Consider the following 17,450-nt stretch of genomic DNA (forward strand, 5'->3'; position numbering starts at 1 on the left):
CATGGTCACCGCGTTCAGCCGCCGCAGCGTTCTGGTCGCCGGTGCGGGTGTCACCGCCGGCCTCGCGCTGCCGGGTACCGCCCACGCCGCTCCCGACGGCGGCGTGGGGTTCACCCTCGGCGCCGAAACCCTCGACGGCGGCGAACAGATCACCTCGCTCACCCTCGGCACCGCCCGGACCGGGCCGATCGACCCGGCGAGCCTGACCACCACCACGTTCGCCGTGCACGCGAAGGCCACCAGCCCGATCGACACCGGCGGCCAGGACATCGGCTACGACCTCGACCGGCCCGTCACCGCCGCCCGGCTCGACCACCGCGGGAACGTCGTGCTCGAGCTGAGCCACGGCGAAGGCCTGACCGGTGGCGGCACACTCGGCTACATCACCGGCAAGAGCCGCAACGTCCGGCTCGACCTGGTTTACACCATCACGCAGAACGCGCCGCTGCGGCGGCACGGCCGCCCGGTCACCTTCACCCGGTTCGCCCAGGGCCGGTCGGCCAACCCCGAAGTCGACGCCTTCACCTACCACGCCTCGCGCTCCGGCATGAAGTACCGGCTGTACTCCCCCGCGCCGGCACGCGGCCGCCGTCCCCTGATCGTCTGGCTGCACGGCGGCGGAGAAGGCGCTTCCCTGCCCGACGGCTACTACGACAACGAAACGACGTTGCGCGCCAACCGCGGCGCACTGGGCTTCGCGACCCCGGAGGCGCAGGCGATCTTCGGCGGCGCCTACGTGGTGGCCCCGCAGTGCACGGCCGCCTGGATGGACGACGGCCCCCGCTTCGCCCCGCTCGTCCAGGAGATCGTCCGCGACCTGCTCCGCACCCGGGCCGTCGATCCCGCGCGCGTGTACGTCGTCGGCTGCAGCAACGGCGGGTACATGAGCCTGAAGATGACCACGGTCTACCCGGGCACGTTCGCCGCGTCGGTGCCGATCTGCGGTGTGGTCGCGGGCCGGAAGGAGGGCGACCCGCCGCTGATCCCCGACAGCGAGCTGACCGCGATCCGCACGCCCACCTGGCTGGTCGCCTCCCGCGACGACGACACCGTGGACCCGCAGGCGAACTCCGTCCACGCGCACGACTTGATTCCCCGTTCGACGTTGACGCTCTACGACCACGTCGTCCGGAACGGCCACCAGTTCCCGGGCCACTGGTCGTGGATCTACGTGGCGCGCAACGATCCCAGCGCCCGAGGCACGCACGTCTGGCAGTGGATGGCGCGCAAGCGCACCTAGGTCGCGGTGCCGGTGATCGCCGTGGCGCCGCCCGCGACCATGCCGGACAGGGCGAGCCCGCCGCCCTCGCGGCGCCCGTGGGTCAGCACCGTCGCGCCGGCGAACACCGGGCTGGACAGGCGGTAGGCGAACGACCGCACCGGGCGGTCGCCGTGCCGGCGGGGGATTTCCAGCAGCAGCAAGGCGAGCAGCGGACCGTGCACGACCAGTCCGGGGTAGCCCTCGACCCCGGTCGCGTACGGCCGGTCGTAGTGGATGCGGTGGGTGTTGTAGGTCAGCGCGCTGAACCGGAACAGCAGCTGCGGTCCGGTCGGCGTGGTGATCTTCCATTCGTGCGGCGGCTCGGCGGCCGGTTCCGGCTCGGCGAGCCGCCGCCGCCGGCCGGCGGGCTGGGACCGGTAGACGACGTCCTGGTGTTCGGTGAGGAGGAGCTCGCCGCCGCGCCGGAATTCGTGGCGGACGGTCACGAACGCCATTTGCCCGCTGCGCCCTTCCTTCACGGCGACCCCGGCCAGTTCGCTGCGGCGGTCGATCCGGTCGCCGATGCGGATCGGCGACCGGACGTCCAGCCGGCCACCGGCGATCATCCGGCGGCGGTCCGGAATCGGCGGCAGGAAGCGCCCTTCCGCCGGGTGGCCGTCCTCGCCGAGCGCGGCCTGCGGGGTCGGCTCGAGGAAGTGGAACCAGTGCCACAACGGAGGCAGCGGCCCAGCCGGCGCGGGCTGGTCGAGCAGCGCCGAGAACGCCTCGGCCGGCCAGGCGCCGATCACCTCGGACGTCTCGACGGCGTCGGGTTGCCAGCCGGCGATCGCGTCCGACAGGTTCACCGCAGGCCTCCGCGCGCGACGAGCTGCCCCACGATGACGTTCTGCTGGATCTCGTTGGTCCCCTCGCCGACGATCATCAGCGGCGCGTCCCGGAAGTACCGCTCGACGTCGAACTCGGTGGAATACCCGTAGCCGCCGTGGACACGGATCGCGGTGAGCGCGACCTCCATCGCCGTCTCCGAGCAGAACAGCTTCGCCATCCCGGCTTCCAGGTCGGCGCGCTCACCCGCGTCGTAGCGGCGCGCGGCGTGCAGCAGCAGCTGACGGGCGGCGGTCAGCTTGGTGGCCATCGTCGCGAGGTGGTTGCCCACCGACTGGTGCCGCCAGATCGGCTTGCCGAACGATTCGCGGTCCTGTGCGTACTTCAGGGCGTCGTCGAACGCGGCCCGCGCGACGCCGGTGGCGCGGGCGGCGACCTGGATGCGGCCGATCTCCAGCCCCCGCATCATCTGCGCGAACCCCTCGCCCTCGGTCCCGCCGAGCAGCGCGTCCGCCGGCACGCGGCAGTCGTCGAAGGTGATCTCGCAGCTCTCGACGCCCTTGTAGCCGAGCTTGGGCAGGTCCTTCGAGACGGTGAACCCGGGTACCTTCTCCACCAGCAGGATGCTGATGCCCTTGTGCGCGGGCCGGGCTTCCGGATCGGTCTTGCACAGCAACGCGACCAGGCCCGACCGGCGGGCGTTGCTGATCCACGTCTTGGTGCCGTCGACGACGTACCCGCCGCCGTCCTTGCGCGCGGTGGTGCGCAGGGCCTGCAGGTCGGAACCGCCGCCGGGCTCGGTCAGCGCCATCGTCGCGCGCAGCTCGCCGGTCGCCATCCGCGGCAGGTACCGCTGCTTCTGTTCCTCGGTACCGAAAGCGAGGATCAGTTTCGCCACGACGGTGTGGCCGCCCATGGCCCCGGCGAGGCTCATCCAGCCGCGCGCGAGTTCCTCGGTGACCAGCGCGTAGCACTCGGTGGACACCCGCAGCTCGCCGTAGGGCCCGGGGATGGCCAGTCCGTAGACTCCGAGCCGCTTCATCCGCTCGATGAGCTTTTCGGGGTAGGTGTCGGCGTGTTCGAGCTCGCGCACGACCGGCCGGACGTCGCGGTCGACGAAGTCGCGGACGGTGTCCACGATGGCCTGTTCGACGTCGTCCATGGGCTTACTCCTCGGCAGCGGGGTCGCGCTCCGAGCTTCCCACCGAACCCGGGCCACCGCCGCGCGGCGGTGGCCCGGACGGCTCGTCACCGCCCGGACCACCCCCTCGGTCAGCTCGCGACGAACTGCATCTGCCAGTCACCGCCGCCGTACGGCGGCGCGGAGACGTTCAGTTCGCCGTTGTCCGGGGCCGCCTTCCACGGGCCGAGGACCCGCAGCTCGTAGTTGCCGACCGGCACGCTCTTGAAGGTCGCGTAGCCGTTGGCGTCGGTCCGGGCGTACGCGCGGATGGTGCCGTTCTCGAGCAGCACCAGGTTCCGGTACGCCATGCCCTCGTCGGCGTCCAGTGCGTTGTCGCCGTCCTTGTCGAGCCAGACCCGGCCGTGGGAGTCGCCCACCTTGCCGGGCACCTTGGCGGTGACGGAGACGTGCGGTTGACCACCGGTGTGGCCGTCGGAGGCGGTGCAGTCGAGGCCGGTGACGCCGGTGTAGGCCGCCTTGTCGGGCACCTTGCCCGTCGCCGTCAGCACGACCCGCTGCCCCGCGGCCAGCGTGCCTTCGCGGCGCTGCGCGCCGAACGCGCCCCACTGGTCGTCGGTCACGGTCAGCTCGGAGCCGAAGCCGCCCGCGTCGCAGCTCAGGAACAGGCCGGTCAGCGGCTTGGTGCCGGAGTTGGTGAGCGTGAGCGTCGCCTTGCCGGTGTCGCCGGCGGCGTAGCTCGTCTTGTCCAGCGTGAGGGTTTCGTGCAGCACGTCGGACAACGGGCGGGTGGCCGCGACCTCCAGCGCCGTGTAGGCGCCCCGGCCGTCCAGCCGCAGGTCCGGCAGGGCCGGGGCGACCCAGCCGCCGGGCACCTGGTCGAAGCTCAGGTAGGCGGTCCGGGTCAGCGGGAGGCCGTCGTAGGCGAAGTGGCCGGTCGCGTCGGTGGTCGTGTACATCTCGAGCGTCGTGCCGACGCCGAAGAAGCGCACGCGGGCCCCGGCGAGCGCTTCCCCCGGCGACGGCTTGCCGTCCCCGTCGGTGTCGCCGTACAGGACGCCCGCGACCCGTTCGGTTCCGGTCGCGAGCGGCACGGTGACCCGCTGGACGTTGTCGCCGTAGTCGGTGTCGCCCGCGCCGTACACCTCGACGTGGACGACGGAGTCGCCGTAGTACGTCGAGCCGAGCTGCCCGGTGAGGTGGAGGGTCCGGGTCTCCCCCTGCGCGATGGTGGCGCCGCCGCCGCTGTCGTCGAGGTCGCCCCATTGGTGCTGGTCGACCCAGAAGTCCGTGCCGGACTCCGAGTAGGCGGTGCCGAAGGCGCCGAACACGACGGAGTCCCCGATGTTGCTCACGGTCACGTCGAGCCCGACGTACTCGCCGAGGAGCCAGTGGCCCTGCTGAGCGACGACGCTGACCTTGAGGTTCGGCCCGGAGTCGGCGTACGCGGGCGCGGCCGCCAGTCCGGTGACGAGGAGTGCCGCGGCCAGCACCGACGCCGGCCGCGTGAATCTGCCTGTGGGCATGGTTTTCTTCCCCCTTTGGGTTGTAGGGGGAATCTAGGACCGGCTCCGGTGTGCGGGGAGACCGGAACGTTCCGCGGAACCGGTACGGCAACCTTTGCCGGGACTTGTGCGTTTCGGGGGCTCGAAGGTCCGGGTGCCGCCGATCCCCCACCGCCGCGAACAGGGCGTGGTACGTCGGCCAAGTGGAGCAATCCGCCAGTTTCCGCCCGGCAAGCTGCGGGACGGTGTTAACTTCCGTCCGTCATCCGCTGGCCCGAGCGAGGTGTTCCCGTCACCGTGACAGTGCACACGGACAAATTCGCCGCCTACCTGCGCATGTTGAAGGACCGCAGCGGCCAGGGCTACGAACGGCTCGGCAGGCTGGCCGGGGCCAGCGGGTCCAGCCTGCACCGGTACTGCTCCGGCAAGAGCGTCCCCGCCGACTACCGCGTCGTCCACTCGTTCGCCAAGGTCTGCGGCGCGTCCGCCGAGGAGCTGCGCGAACTGCACCAGCTGTGGGCCCTCGCCGACGCCGGCCGGGTCGAGGAGGTGCCGGCCGAGCGCGTCGAGGACCCATCGCCCCGGCCCCGGCGGCGCTGGTACGTCCCGGTCGCCATCGCGGCCGTCGTGCTGCTGGCCGGCGGCCTGTTCTGGGTCACCGCCGACGGCTCCGGAGCGCCGCCCGGCCGGTACGCCGACCGCGTGCTGTTCTCCCCCGGCTGCCAGCCGCCGGTGAGCATGGGTCAGCACGACGAATGCGTGACCGAGGTGCAGAACCTGCTGGTTTCGGCCCAGGGCCGGCTGTCGGTCGACGGGTCGTTCGGCCCGGAGACGCTGCGCCGGGTCACCGCGTTCCAGGTGCTGGCCGGCCTGCCCGCCCGCGGGGTGGTCGACGACGCCACCAAGAACGCCCTCTACGACCACCGGACCAGCCTGGCGGGCTGGTCGCCGGCCATGGTGGAGCAGCGGATCCGGGCCGTGTTCACCGAAGCGCCGGACGCCGCCGTCGCGATCGCGCGCTGCGCCTCGTTCCTCGACCCGCTGTGGGTGCTGCCGAACACCAACGGCAGCCGCAACTGGGGGATCTTCCAGATTTCCGACGCCCGCCTGCTGGACCTGGGCGGCACGCCGCGGCAGGCGTTCGACCCGGTCTGGAACATCGACGCGGCGCACCGCCTGTGGAGCGCGCGCCGCGACTTCCACGACTGGCCGTCCTGTTCGGCGGCCTTGCAGCACCCGCAACCGCACTGAGCACCGGCAAGGGCGAAGCCCGCGCCCTCCGCGAGGGGCGGCCCCGGGAGCGGGCCCGGACGGCGCGGGCTTCGCGGCAAGCTGACGCCGGAAACCCCCGGGGGTGCGGGGTCTCCGGCGTCAGACCCCCAGTCGCCGGCTCAGACCGTCCCGTTCTCCCACCACCACGCGCGGCCGAGGTCGGCCCGGCTGTCGACGTGCTGGTGGTCGGTGTTGTAGGTCTCCAGGCCGGAGAACCCGCTGGTCTCGGCCTTCTGGTAGACGGTCTTGTTGGCCACGCCCGGCACGTTCAGGTCGGCCGCGGTGCCGTAGAGGTGCATGCTGTCGCTGGCGCCGCCGATCTCGGCGTTGTGCGCGATGCTGCGGAACCCGGAGTTCACCGTGATCGGCTTGTTCCCGAGCTTCTTGCGCAGCGCCTCCAGCTTGTACATGCAGCGGCGCGCGTTCTCCTTGGCGGTGGCCGCGCTGACCTTGCCGCCGTTGAAGGTGCCGCTCTCCCGGTCGGTGAACTCGCTGAAGTTGAAGTGCGCGGTGGACCCGTCGCTCTGCTCCAGCGCGTTGAGCGCGGCCTGGGTGGCCGGGCCGACCTGGGCGTCGACGCCGAGGCCGTACGCCGCTTGGAATCTGCGGACCGCCGCCGCGGTGCCGGGCCCGAATTCGCCGTCGATCGAAACCCGGCTGTGGCTGGGCGAGTCGGCCGCCCAGCCCGCGACGCGGATCTGGAGTTCGGTGACGTCGGCGCCCGTGCTGCCCTCGGTGAGGGTGCGCGACCACGGGTACGCCTGGGCGGTGCCGGTCAGCAGCAACGGGCTGACCGCCGCGGCCGCGCCGAGCACCACCGCGCCGCGCAGCACCGTGCGGCGGCTCATGGAGGGGGTCATTCTCGTCCTTTCCTAGCGGGGATTCAGCGGTTGGCGAGCTGGTCGAGATCGGCCTGGGTGCCGTTGAAGACGTCGCCGGTGGCCGGCGCGGGGATGCCGTCGGGGATGGCCGCGTCGGTGTACTGCCACATCAGCCAGGTCGCCGACCCGGCGGGCAGCGCCGGCTGCGTGACGGACTGCCGGTAGTCCGCGAGCTGCATCGGGTAGGAGGCGAACGCCGTGGTGCCGCCCAGGCACGCGTCCAGGAACGACTTCTGGGTGTAGATGATCGGGGTCCGGCCGAACGCCGTCTGCACCTTGTCCAGCCACGCCTTGGCGTCGGCGACGGTGACGTAGGGCGGGCAGCCGCCGGAGCCGTCGTCCTTCCACTCCAGGTCGAACACGGGCGGCAGGTCACCGGCGCGCTTGCCGGTGTACCCGGTGGCCTTCACGGCGGCGATGAACCGGTCGGCCTGCGCGCCGCCGGTGTTCGCGGCCGTGCCCGTGTAGAAGTGGTACGGCCCCACGGCAAGTCCGGCGTTGCGCGCGGCCGGCAGGTCCGTGGCCAGGTAGTCGTCGGTGACGTTGAGGCCGCGCGTGGCCTTGACGGTCGCGAACTCGACGCCGGACGCCTTGACCGCGCCCCAGTTGATCGGCGCGCCGCCGGGGTGCTGGTACTTCGCGGTGTCGACGCCGTCGATCGGGTGCCCGGCGGGCTTCGGCGGCACGCAGTAGGTGTTGCGGCTGGACCAGTCGGTGACCTTCGCCCAGGTGGTGGGCCCGGCGACCCCGTCGGCACTGGCGTTGACGCAGTGCTGGAACTGGATCACCCGGGTGCGGGTGCCGTCCCCGAACTGGCCGTCGATCGTCAGCGGCGGGTAGTGGCCCGGTTCCATGGCGAGGTTCAGCCGGCACTGGAGTTCCTTGACGTCGGTGCCGGTCGAGCCGCTCTGCAGGGTGGGGCGCGCGGTGGAGTGGCCGCACACGACGCTCTGCGCGGTGCCGGCGGTGCCCTGGGTGGCGCACTTGCGCGGCCGCGCGGCCCACGAGTTCAGCGCGGCCCACGTGTTGGGCCCGATCTGGCCGTCGACGCTCAGGGCGGCGCACTTCTGGAACACGCGCACGCGGGCGTCGGTCGCCGGGCCGAAGGAGCCGTCCGCGCCGATGGGCGAGTACCGGCTGGCTTTGGTCGCGAGGTTGAGTTCGCATTGGGCTTCGGCGACGGCGACGCCGGTGGCGCCTTGGGCCAAAGTGGGCTGGGAGCCGGTGTGCCCGCACACCGCGACGGGGTCGGCCGCGACGGCGGTGGCGACGGTGACGGCGGTGGCGGGGACCACCAGCAGCACCGCGACGGCCAGAGCGAGTCTCTGCATGGCGAGGAGGCTGGCAGCACTCGCCCCGCCGGGGGCCGGTCCGGGCTCAAGACGGGACGCCGGGACAGTCCCACCGGCCGGACCAGCGGGAACGCCGGCCCCCTGGGACGCCGCTGGGACGGCGGGGCACCGGGTGGTACGCGGTATGTCCGGTCTCGCCCACGGAAGCTGCGGAGCAGGCGGGCAGCCCAGTGGCTTCGTCGCACCGCGCGCCTTCCCGCGCGGACCCGACCGCCCCCGGGGCGCCGGTCAAGGCTTGGCTGTGACCTCCGGCCAGGGCCGGGCTTCGCCCAGCAAGCCGATCATGCCCGCCACCAGCCGCAGCTGGTCCACCGTGCGGATGTCCGCCTCCACCAGCTTCGCCGAGCACACCAGGACAGCCAGCACCTGCGCCCGGGACAGCGCGACGTTCAAGCGGTTGCGGGACAGCAGGAAGTCCAAGCCGCGGGGCAGGTCGACCGCCGACGACGACGTCATCGTCGTGATCACCACCGGCGCTTCCTGGCCCTGGAAGCGGTCGACCGTGCCCACCCGCACGCCCGGGAAACCGGCGTCCGCCAGCGCCCGCGTCACCGTCCTCGCCTGGAGGTTGTACGGGGCCACGACGACGATGTCGGTGTCGGCCAGCGGGCGGCCCGGGCCGTGGTCGGTCCACGTGCGACCGATCAGCGACGTCACGATGCCGACGACCGCCGCGGCTTCCTCCACCGAACGGGTCGTGTTGCCGTGGTGGTCGACCTCGGCCACGTACAGCCCGGCGGGGATGTCCGCGAGGGCGCGCTCGGCGGCCGACGGGTGGGCGCGCAGGCGCCCGGCGTAGGACAGCTTCGACACCGGCTCGCACACCGCGGGGTGCATGCGCCGCGTCTCGTCGAGGAAGTAACCCAGCTCCGCGGGCATGATGTCGGCCTCGCCGATCAGGTGGCCCAGCGCCGACGCCTCCGCGCCCGCCGGGTGCGTCCCCTGCACCACCTGCGGCAGCTGCTGCGGGTCGCCCAGCAGCAGCAGGTTCTTGGCGCACATCGACACGGCCAGCGCGTCGGCCAGCGCGAACTGGCCGGCCTCGTCGATGATCAGCAGGTCGAAGGGCTCCTCCCGGATCGCGGCGTTGGCGAACGTCCACGCCGTGCCGCCGACCAGGTGCCCGGTGTCGTGCTCCGCCCGCCACTTCACCAGCGCCGGGTTGCTCTTCGGCTGCTCCCACGGCGCGGCCGGGTCCGGGGTCCGCTTCGCGCGCTTGGCGCACGGCAGCTCCGGCGCGCTCTTCTTCGCCGCGCTCAGCACGTTCTCCACGGCCTTGTGGCTGGTCGAGGTGACCGCGACCGTGCGCCCGGCCCGCACCAGCCGGGCGATCAGCTTCCCGGCCAGGAACGTCTTGCCCGCACCCGGCGGTCCCTGCACCGCCAGCGTCGAGCCGTCGAGGGCCTCGACCGCCTCGATCACGGTGGCGACCAGATCCGGGCCCGGCTCGGGCAAAGCGCCGCCGCGCAGCCGCGGCGGGGTCCGGCGGAGCAGGTCGACGCCGGGGTGGCGCGGCAGCACCGGGAGGGCGTCGACGACCAGCCGCGCGAGGTCGGCGACCGCCTCGTCCTTGGGCGAAGGCCGCACCGGGCTGCCGGGCAGCACCGCCGACGGCCTCTCGGCGGTGGTGGCGTCGGGCGGGCAGCTCTCCTCCAGTGTGAGCTCCACCGCCGACGCCGAGGCGACCTTGGCGTCGCGGGTGCTCCCGTCGTAGCGCAGCCGGACTTCGTCGCCCGGCGCGAACGGGTGCGGCCGGTCCGGGTCGCACGCCAGGACCAGGGTCCGTTTCGCGGTGCGGACGCGCCCGGCGGGCGGGACCCACTCCCCCGCTTCGAGGGACACCGGCACGGTGCAGGAGGTGTCGACCTCGAGGTCGCCGAGCGGGGCGGCCAGCTGGCGGAAGTACTCCCACCACGCGGGGTTGGTCTCGCGGCGGTGGTAGCCGACGGCGGCCGCGAGCAGCGCCCTGGCCCGCTCGTCGCCGGTGAACTCGCCCGGGTCGTCCGGCAGCCCGTCGAGCAGCGGGTCGACGAGCGCGGCCAGCCGCGCGGCGCGTTCGGCCCGCCGCTCGGCGGCGACGTCCTCCTCGGCCTGCCGCAGCAGCGCGTCCTCGGGCGACTCTTCCGCCGGGGCCGCGGGCTCGATCCCGCCGTCGGCCCGGACCTGGTGGAGGAACTCGAACAACCGCAGCGCCGAGACGCAGTCCTCTTCGCTGTCCCCGGCGATGCCGCGCAGCACCTCCTCCGCGCGGCCCGGCTCGGCGGACCGGGCCAGCAGCAGGTACTCCTCGTACGCCTCGACGTCCGACAGCGCGGTCTTGACGTCCCCCTCGCGGGTGCCGGGCCGGTAGAGCGGCTCGAGGTGCCGGATCGAGTACGACCGCTGCGAGACCCGCAACGCCTTGCGCACCACCGTGTGCAGGTCCACCAGCGCGCCCCCGCGCAGCAGCTGGTCGACCGTCTCCTCGCGCGTCCCGTGCACCGCGGCGAGCCGCTTGATCGCGGTGACCTCGTACGGCCCGTAGTGGTAGACGTGCGAGCCGGGGTGCTCGGCGACCCGCGTGGCGGCGAAGTCCACGAACTCCTCGAAGGCGCGTTTCTCCTGGGCGCGGCTGTGGGCCCAGAACGGGGTGAACCGCTGCTTGCCATCCGGGGTGAGCGCGCCGAAGAGGAACTCCAGCCCTTCGCCCGCCAGCGCGTGCGGATCGCCCGCGAGATCGGTGAAGACGTCGCCCGGTGCGGGCGTCGGCAGCGCGGCCAGTGCCTCGGGGTCGACGACCTCGTAGCTGACCTCGCCGGTGGCGTCCTGCCGCACCTGGAGGGCGGCCTGCGCGCGCAGAGTGGTGAACGCGGTGGCGGACAGGTCCCGCGGCCGGTCGGCCGGCGTCGCCGCGGCCAGCGCGTCGATCGAGCCCAGCCCGGCGGTGGCCAGCTTGCGGCGCTGGTCGCCGCGCATCCCGGCCACGAGCAGCAGGTCGCGGTCGGCTTCGCGGCCCGACGCGCAGTGGCGGGCGTACCCGCAGCCGGCGCACGCCGGGCGTTCGTCGGCCCACAACGGCGACGGCAGCACCGGCGCGCGGCCGCGCAGCCGGGCTCGCAGCCGGTCCACCAGGGGCCGGAAGTCCTCGGCCCGCAGGCTCCGGGTGGCGCCGTCGCCCAGGCGCAGGTGCACCCGCGGGCCGGTCGGCCACCCGGCCCGGCGCAACGCGTCGGCGAACGCGACCAGCCGGACCACCGCGGCGGGCTTCGCCTGCCGGGCCGGTTCGGCGTCGTGGACCTCGTAGCGGCCTTCGCCGTCCTGGATCAGGAAGTCCGCCACGCCGGAGAAGCCGTCGTCGTGGAGGACGGCCTGGTGGATCACCGCCGCACCCGACCACAGGGCCGCCGCGGTGGTCTCGGCGGCGGCGACGCGGTCGGTGGTGTCGATCTCGAAGACGTCGTGGCCTTCCCCGCGCAGGCGGGCGAGCATCGCCCGCGCGGCGGCACGCCCGCGCCGCCCGGCGGCGGGGTCGGGAACGGGCCGCGGGGCACCCGGCAGACCGGCGGCCGACGCCTGGTCCAGGACACTGCGGTGTTCGCATTCGAGCAGGTCGGCGAGATCGGCGGGGGTGTGCATCGCCAGGCAGTCTGACACGGCCGTACGCCCGGTCGGAGCAGCCGGGGCCGGACACGCCGAACGCGCGGAACGCCTGTGCGCCACCGGCCCCCGGGCGGCACAGTCAGCGGCGGCGCCGGTCACCCGGGTGACCGGCGCCCGTCACCGCGGCTTCGTCGGCGGGGTGGTGCCGGTCCGTTCGTCGCCGTAGCTCAGCCACGTCCCGATCGGGACGCGCTGCCCGATGCCGGGGCGGCTGTAGTCGCACACGCCGTCGGGGAACGCCTCGCGCAGGCGCTTCCGGTCGGCCGCCGTGAACGTGACCGGGTAGTCGCGGAAGTCCAGCGGCTTCAGCCGGCACTTCAGCACGTCGAGGGCCAGGCCCTCCCCGGCGACCATCCGGGTGTTGGCCGCCACCGGGTACTGCGCGCCGCACTGGCCGCTCGCCGGGTACGTCAGCTCCTCGGTGATCCGGGACGTCGCGGAGAGGTAGCACCCGTCGCCGAGGTCGGCGGGGCGGTTCGCCGGCACCTTCTGCCGATGGCTGCGGGGCGAGCCGTCGGCCTCGATCGCGGTCAGCCAGCGGTCCATCGCGTCGAGCTCGTAGGCGCCGGCGGCCGCCGCTTCGGCCGCGGTGGGGTGGTTTTCGATGATGACCTGGTTGGCCGCGGTGCCGTTGGCCCGCAGCAGCCGTTGCCGCATCACGTAGGACCACTCGGTGGTGTGGATGTCGTTGCCGAACCCGGCGAAGTCGAGGTCGGTCCGCTGGTCGATGATCGGCGTCTCCCGCAACCCCTGCGACGCGGAGTTCACGATGTCGTCGGCGTACACCGTCTCGAGCGCCTTCGGATCCGCCGCGATCCGTTGCGGCACGGGCGTTCCGGTGTGGTCCAGGCCGCCGATGGCGGCGTTGAGGTCGGCGAACTGGGCCGCGGTGATCGTCCCGGCCTTCAGCGCGGCCAAGCCGTACTGCACGCCGGTGGTGTCCAGCGGGCTGCGCACGAACCCGGTGCGGGGATCCCGCCCGAGCTGGTTGACCAGCTGCTCGTTGGAGTTGCACTTCACCCCGCCCGGGTTGGTGACCGGGTCCCACCGCACGGCGACCGGGATGGCCGCGTTGCAGCTGCCGGTCGCGGTGGCGCGGCTGGCGAAGGTCTTGTCCCACGAGACGCAGGTGTCGTAGCTGCCGAAGCCCGCGACGGCCTGCTTCTGCGCCGCGGTGAACGACGCGCCCGGCCCGGCGAAGTACCGCTCCAGCAACCGGCAGTCCGACACCGGGCCGCCCGTGCTCAGCGGGTCCGGGAACGAGACGCCGGGGATGATGCCGTCGACGATGCCGGGGTAGTTCTCCGCGATGTCGTACTGCTGGATCGCCCCGCCCGAGCCGCCCCAGCCGATGGTGTGGGTGACCGGGCCGTAGGTCTCGACGAAGTGCTCCTTGACCATCATCGCCGCCTCGGCCGAGATGATCGGGCTGCAGTTGGTGTCGAGCACGTTCAGGCTCGAGGACGCGACCGCGTAACCCCGGGCCAGGAACAGGTCGTTGACCACCCCGCCGGTCGAGGTGCCCTGGTGGTAGCCCGCGTTGCAGCCGCCACCGAAGGTGTAGACCAGCTTCCCGTTCCAGCCGGCGTCCGGCGCGACGGGCGACGGCGTGCCGTCGTAGAGCGCCGCCATCTCGTAGACGGCGCGGTCGATCGTGCCGCGCTCGACGCGGACCACGTACGGCACCGCGCGCCCGCCGACCGTGGCCGTCGCGAGGTCCGCGGGCCGGGTCGCCGGGTCCGCCAGCGGCGCGAACGTCCCGGCGGTGGTCCGGTACTGGTAGCTCACCTGCGTCGGCGCGCTGCAGAGCGGCTGCTGCGCCGCGGGCAGGCCGAACGCCTGGGTCTCGCAGTAGAACGGGAGCTGCCGCGCGCCGGAGAAGACGGGCCCGGTGCCCGGGTGGTTGGTGACGCGCAGGTTCGCCCGCTGGTCCGGACCGGGCCCGCGCGTCCGGGCGCTCACGTCGTTGGCACCGTCGCGCAGGCCGGTCACCAGGCCGAGCAGGCTGCCGTCCGGCTGGGCGCGGAACGCGGGGGTCACGTCACGGCCGTTGGCGCTGACGGTCACCCGGCCGGCCGGCGTTCTCGCCGGCGGGACGACCTTGACCAGGACCTGTCCCCCGCTGACGAGCGCCGGCCGCGGGTTCGACACGGTCTCGACGGTCAGCCGCCGCGCGGGTGGTGTGCCGGCGGCGGTCGCGGTCGCGGTCCCCAGGAGGACCGGCGTGGTCAGAGCCACCACCACGACGGCCGCGCGCAACGTACGGTTCGCCACCGGGCACTCCGCTCGTTCGGGGCGTCGCGTCGTCGCGACACCGGGCAGCTGCCGGTATAGCAACGCTGCCCGGACCCGGTCAACGGAACGGGTGGCGGCCGCGCACCGGGCTGATCGCCTCCGCCGCCGCACCCAGGCGGAGGATCGTCGCTTCGTCGTACCAGCGGGAGACGAGCTGGACGCCGATCGGCAGGCCGCTCGCGCCGGCCCCGAACGGCAGCGACAAGGCCGGCAAGCCGGTCAGGTTGAACGGGACGGTCGCGCGCATGATGCCGCGGGCCGGCACCGTCGCCGTTCCGACCTCGAACTTCGAGCGGGCGTGCGGTGGCGCGGGGACGGGGCAGACCGGGCAGAGCAGGACGTCGAAGCGCTCGAAGTACCCGGCGAACAGCGAAGAAAGCGCTTCGACCTGCCGTTGCGCGTCGAGGTAGTCGGCGAACCCGACGTCCGCGGCCGCGAGCGTCCGCTGGAGCACCGGGTGCAGCTCGGTTTCGCGGCCGGCGGCGACCTCGCGGAAGAACGGCACGACCTCGGCCGTGAACAGCACCGCGCTCAGCAGGGTCGCGTCGATCGCGGCCAGCGCTTCCAGGGGCGCCGGCTCGACCACGCACCCCAGTTCCCGCACCGCGTCCGCCGCCGCGGTCACGGTGGCCGCCACCTCGCGGTCGACCGGGCCGAACACCGGTTCGGCCGCCCAGCCCACCCGCAGCCCGGCCGGCCCGGCGGGCGGGGCCGCGGGCGGCGGCACGTGGCGGACGTACCCGTCCACGCCGTCGGGTCCACAAAGGACACCGAACGCGGCCGCGAGGTCGCGGACGCTGCGGGCCATCGGCCCGACGTGCCAGTAGCGCCGGGGGACCTCGGGCCAGTGCCCGGTGACCGGGATCCGGCCCCGGGTCGCCTTCAGCGCGGCGATGCCGGTGTCGTGGGCGGGCCCGCGCACGGAGATGGCGACGTCGCTGCCCAGGCCCAGCGGGGACATCCCGGCGGCGATCGCGGCCGACTCGCCGCCGCTCGAGCCGCCGGGAGTCCGGCCGGGAGCCCACGGGTTGGCGGTCGTGCCCACGAGGAGGTTGGCTGTCTCGGTCCAGTAGGAGAACTCCGGCAGGCTGGTCTTGGCCAGCGGAATCGCCCCGGCGGCCCGCAACCGGGCCACGGCGGTCGCGTCCGCCGCGGCGACGCGGTCCCGGAACAGGGCCGAGCCCCGCGTCGCCGCCACCCCGGCCACGTCCAGCGAATCCTTGACGGTGAACGGGACTCCGTGGAACACGCCCAGTCCGTCCCCGGCCGCCACCGCTTCGTCCGCGACGCGGGCGCCGGCGATCGCCTGCTCGGCCGCCACCGTCACCATCGCGTTGACGTCCGGGTTCACCGCGTCGATGCGGTCCAGGTGCGCTCGGACCACCTCGACCGAGGACACCTGCCGGGTGCGGACCAGCTCCGCCAGCGCGGTCGCGTCGAGGTAGTGGATCTCGTTCCGGGCCACCGGGACCACGCTAGCGCTCCCCGCGGCACTCAGCCGATCGTCGCCCAGAATCCGGCGAGCACGGCGGCGCCGCGAGCCGGGTCCTCGGTCATCCACCAGTGGCCGAGGCCGTCGAGGACCGCCACCCGGGCGCCCGCGCGGGCGGCCGCCCGGCGGCGCTGCTCCGCGGTGCCGGCCACGTGGTCCGCGGTGGCGAGGATCGCCAGCCCCGGCCGCGCCGCCGCGCGCTCGAGCGCGAGCCCGAGACCGGGGGCACCCGCCTCGGCGGCCGACCGGTACAGGGTGAGCACCGCGCGGCCCATCTCCTCGCCCTGGCCCGCCGCGACGCGCCCGGCCACCCGAGCGCCCATCCCCCGCTCCACGAGCACCGCCGTGCGCTGCGCCGCCGTGCCTCCGAACCGCGCCGCGACGTCGGCCTCGCCGACGCCCGGCGTCTGCCACCGGCGGGCCAGCTCGTGCCACTCGTACCCGGGGTCGTAGCTGCCGAGCGCGTCGCTGACCCAGCTGCGGACCAGGTCCGGCCGGCTCAGCACCACGTTCACCACGTGCCCGCCGCCCAGGTCGTGCCCCACGAGGTCCACCGGCTCGCCGAAGGCTGTCAGCTCCGAGACGAGCCAGTCCCGGTAGTCCGCGTGGGTGGCGCCGAACCCGGCGGGCAGCGGCGCGCCGAAGCCGGGCGGGGACAGGCAGACCACGTCGGACCGGACGGCGGCCAGCTCGGCCAGCAGCGGCTCCCACACCGCCGCCGTCTCGGGGTTGCCGTGGACGAAGACCGCGGTCATCGGAGCGCGACCGGGGTGGTGGGCTGCAGGACGGACTCCACCAGCGCGTCGCTGCGCAGGTGCGAGACGGCCTGGTACTCGGGGTCGCGGATCATGGCGGCGAACGCCCGCCGGTCCGGGTAGCGGACGAGGACCACCATGTCCCAGGCCTGCCCGTCCTCGGCGACCAGCGCACGTCCGCCGTCGCCCAGGTACTCCACGGTCAGGCCGTAGCGGGCGTTGACCGCCCGGCCGAGGGCTTCCGCGTAGCGCTGGTAGCTCTCGCGGCCGCCGTCCGGCCGGAACCGCAGCAGGTTCAGCATCACGACCGGGCCGCCAGGGTCGTCGGCGAGCAGGGCGTCGAGTTCGCGGTCTTCGATTTCGATCATCGGGTGGCTCCTCGTTCGGTGTCCCTCCACCGTACACTTACTTGTTGGTCGACACGCAAGTTACTTTGCTAGACTCCCGTCATGCCGACCCCGCGCCGCACCCAGCGAGAACGTCGAGACCAGGCCGAAACGGCGTTGCTGACCGCCGCCGCCGAGCTGGTCGTCGAACAGGGCGTGCGCTCCCTGACGCTCGCCCGGGTCGGGGAGCGCGCCGGCTACAGCCGCGGCATCGTCACCCACCACTTCGGCGCCAAGCAGGCACTGGTCGAACGGCTCGCGCGCGCCACCCAGGCGGGGTTCGTCCCGGGCCTCGGCGACCTCCCGCCCGGCCTCGACCGCCTGCTGCGCCTGATCGACGGCTACCTCGGCGAACTCGGCCGGATCGGCGTGTTCAACCGCGCTTTCCTGCTGCTGTGGGCGGACGCGGCCACCCAGCCGGAGCTGGCCGCGATCTTCCGCGAGCGCGACGCGGCCTTCCGCGCCGACCTGCGCGAAGACGTCGAGGCGGGCATCGCCGACGGCACCGTCGACCCCGGCGTCAGCCCGGCCGAAGTCGCCGTCGCCGTGGTCGGCCAGCTCCGCGGGATCGCGCTGCAACGGCTGCTCGACCCGCAGTCCGTCGACACCGGGCGGCTGCGCGAGAGCGTCACCGGCTACTGGCGCCGCGCTCTCGCGCGCGAGGCCCCGTAGCCGGCAATCGCCC

13 protein-coding genes are annotated in these 17,450 nt (G+C 73.7%); 3 read left to right on the top strand and 10 right to left on the bottom strand.

Annotation, left to right across the window (positions count from 1 at the left end):
• Position 1: 1 nt before the first annotated feature.
• On the top strand, positions 2-1,240 hold the full coding sequence (locus ACWEVP_RS02055; protein ID WP_452060768.1) for a prolyl oligopeptidase family serine peptidase: 1,239 nt from the start codon (positions 2-4) through the stop codon (positions 1,238-1,240).
• On the opposite strand, the gene ACWEVP_RS02060 is transcribed toward ACWEVP_RS02055, so the two are convergent.
• From ACWEVP_RS02060 to ACWEVP_RS02070, 3 genes are all read right to left on the bottom strand, one after another.
• The gene (locus ACWEVP_RS02060) at positions 1,237-2,067 is read right to left on the bottom strand and encodes an FAS1-like dehydratase domain-containing protein (RefSeq protein ID WP_452060769.1); all 831 of its coding nucleotides are present in this window, start codon (positions 2,065-2,067) and stop codon (positions 1,237-1,239) included. The two genes, ACWEVP_RS02055 and ACWEVP_RS02060, sit on opposite strands and share 4 nt — an antisense overlap.
• On the bottom strand, positions 2,064-3,209 hold the full coding sequence (locus ACWEVP_RS02065) for an acyl-CoA dehydrogenase family protein (RefSeq protein ID WP_452060770.1): 1,146 nt from the start codon (positions 3,207-3,209) through the stop codon (positions 2,064-2,066). The genes ACWEVP_RS02060 and ACWEVP_RS02065 overlap by 4 nt, the downstream gene beginning before the upstream one ends.
• Positions 3,210-3,319: 110 nt before the next feature.
• The gene (locus ACWEVP_RS02070) at positions 3,320-4,714 is read right to left on the bottom strand and encodes a carboxypeptidase-like regulatory domain-containing protein (protein WP_452060771.1); all 1,395 of its coding nucleotides are present in this window, start codon (positions 4,712-4,714) and stop codon (positions 3,320-3,322) included.
• A 276-nt stretch (positions 4,715-4,990) separates the two neighbouring features.
• On the opposite strand from ACWEVP_RS02070, the gene ACWEVP_RS02075 reads away from it, so the two are divergent.
• Positions 4,991-5,944, top strand: coding sequence for a helix-turn-helix domain-containing protein (locus ACWEVP_RS02075; protein ID WP_452060772.1), 954 nt, complete (start codon positions 4,991-4,993; stop codon positions 5,942-5,944).
• A 140-nt stretch (positions 5,945-6,084) separates the two neighbouring features.
• Here the strand turns inward: ACWEVP_RS02075 and ACWEVP_RS02080 are convergent, their stop codons facing one another.
• The 7 genes from ACWEVP_RS02080 to ACWEVP_RS02110 all read right to left on the bottom strand — a co-directional run bounded on the left by ACWEVP_RS02080 (position 6,085) and on the right by ACWEVP_RS02110 (position 16,747).
• Positions 6,085-6,825: a D-Ala-D-Ala carboxypeptidase family metallohydrolase gene (locus ACWEVP_RS02080; RefSeq protein WP_452060773.1), complete on the bottom strand. Its 741-nt coding sequence runs from the start codon at positions 6,823-6,825 to the stop codon at positions 6,085-6,087.
• 23 nt (positions 6,826-6,848) lie between these two features.
• Complete coding sequence (locus ACWEVP_RS02085; RefSeq protein WP_452060774.1) at positions 6,849-8,177, bottom strand: GH25 family lysozyme; 1,329 nt, start codon at positions 8,175-8,177, stop codon at positions 6,849-6,851.
• A gap of 249 nt (positions 8,178-8,426) precedes the next feature.
• On the bottom strand, positions 8,427-11,813 hold the full coding sequence (locus ACWEVP_RS02090) for a TM0106 family RecB-like putative nuclease (protein WP_452060775.1): 3,387 nt from the start codon (positions 11,811-11,813) through the stop codon (positions 8,427-8,429).
• 141 nt (positions 11,814-11,954) lie between these two features.
• Positions 11,955-14,111 (bottom strand): DUF6351 family protein, encoded by a 2,157-nt coding sequence (locus tag ACWEVP_RS02095; protein WP_452060776.1) that lies wholly within the window; start codon positions 14,109-14,111, stop codon positions 11,955-11,957.
• Positions 14,112-14,190: 79 nt separating this feature from the next.
• On the bottom strand, positions 14,191-15,597 hold the full coding sequence (locus ACWEVP_RS02100) for an amidase (RefSeq protein WP_452060777.1): 1,407 nt from the start codon (positions 15,595-15,597) through the stop codon (positions 14,191-14,193).
• 29 nt (positions 15,598-15,626) lie between these two features.
• Positions 15,627-16,379 carry an alpha/beta fold hydrolase gene (locus ACWEVP_RS02105; protein WP_452060778.1) on the bottom strand — a complete coding sequence of 251 codons (753 nt, stop codon included), beginning with the start codon at positions 16,377-16,379 and terminating at the stop codon, positions 15,627-15,629.
• A complete protein-coding gene (locus tag ACWEVP_RS02110) occupies positions 16,376-16,747 on the bottom strand; it encodes a DUF1330 domain-containing protein (RefSeq protein ID WP_452060779.1) in 372 nt (123 codons plus the stop codon). The genes ACWEVP_RS02105 and ACWEVP_RS02110 overlap by 4 nt, the downstream gene beginning before the upstream one ends.
• Positions 16,748-16,828: 81 nt before the next feature.
• On the opposite strand from ACWEVP_RS02110, the gene ACWEVP_RS02115 reads away from it, so the two are divergent.
• Positions 16,829-17,437 (top strand): TetR/AcrR family transcriptional regulator, encoded by a 609-nt coding sequence (locus tag ACWEVP_RS02115; RefSeq protein WP_452060780.1) that lies wholly within the window; start codon positions 16,829-16,831, stop codon positions 17,435-17,437.
• Positions 17,438-17,450: the final 13 nt, after the last annotated feature.

Source organism: Amycolatopsis sp. NPDC003865 (assembly GCF_053605345.1).